Raw genomic sequence first — 1006 nt, 5'->3', positions numbered from 1 at the left:
CGTCACGCAGATGCCCAGATGACGTTCGCCTTCATCGAGCAGCATGCGACCACCTGGCCGGTGCGTCTCATGTGCCGCGTGCTCGGAGTGTCCTCCAGCGGGTACTCCGGATGGCGAGCACGTCCCGAGAGCGCTCGTTCGGCGTCCAATCGGCAACTCTTCGACGACGTGCAGCGGATCCAGGCCGGGCATCAGAGGCGATATGGTTCGCCTCGGGTGCATGCGGCCCTGCGCGCGGAGGGCCGCATAGCCAGCCGCGGGCGGGTGGAGCGCCTGATGCGCCGTCATGGCATCCGGGCCCTGGCGGGGCGCCGGTTCCGGCCCTGCACGACCGACAGCCGACACGACCTGCCGATCGCCTCCAACCTGCTCAAGCAGCAGTTCTCGGTCGCGTTGCCCAACCAGGTCTGGTTGGCGGACATCACCTACCTGCCCACGGCAGAAGGCTGGCTTTACCTGGCCGCCGTCCTTGATCTCGCCACTCGCAAGATCGTCGGCGGGTCGATGCGCGACCACATGCGGACTGAACTGACGTCGACCGCTCTGATGATTGGGATTGGGATTGCCCCGGATCGGTGAACACCGAGAACGCTTTTGCGTGAGGTGTATTTGCCATGCTGAGAACCCGTCCCCCATACCCGGCTGAGTTCCGCCGCCAGATGGTCGAGTTGGTCCGCGCCGGACGCGATCCGACCGACCTCGCCCGTGAGTTCGAGCCGTCGGCCCAAGCCATCCGCAACTGGGTGGCCGAGGCCGATCAACAGGAAGGCCGCCGGGAGGTGAAGCCCCCTGCCGTGGAGGCTGCCCTGTCGGCGAACGAGCGCGATGAGCTGCTTCGGCTGCGGCGCGAGAACCGTCAGCTGAAGCTGGAGCGCGACATCCTCTCTCGCGCGACAGCCTGGTTTGCGCGCGAGACCGGAGTTCTGCCATCGGGATCTTCCGGTTCATGAGCGAGAACCAGGCGCACTTCCCGATCGCCGTCATGGCGCGCGTGCTGGGCGTCTCG

At 66.8% G+C, this 1006-nt stretch carries 1 protein-coding gene and 1 pseudogene; both read left to right on the top strand.

Annotated elements, in window-relative coordinates; translation table 11 throughout:
* Window positions 1-552, top strand: a pseudogene (locus tag G4G93_RS35430) (IS3 family transposase); the annotation flags it as partial.
* A gap of 107 nt (window positions 553-659) precedes the next feature.
* Window positions 660-950 (top strand): hypothetical protein, encoded by a 291-nt coding sequence (locus G4G93_RS35425; protein WP_165090322.1) that lies wholly within the window; start codon window positions 660-662, stop codon window positions 948-950.
* Window positions 951-1006: the final 56 nt, after the last annotated feature.

The sequence above is a fragment of the Methylobacterium sp. DB0501 genome (genome assembly GCF_011043735.1).
GTDB classification, from domain to species: domain Bacteria; phylum Pseudomonadota; class Alphaproteobacteria; order Rhizobiales; family Beijerinckiaceae; genus Methylobacterium; species Methylobacterium alsaeris.
This window is presented reverse-complemented; position numbering and strand designations above follow the sequence as displayed.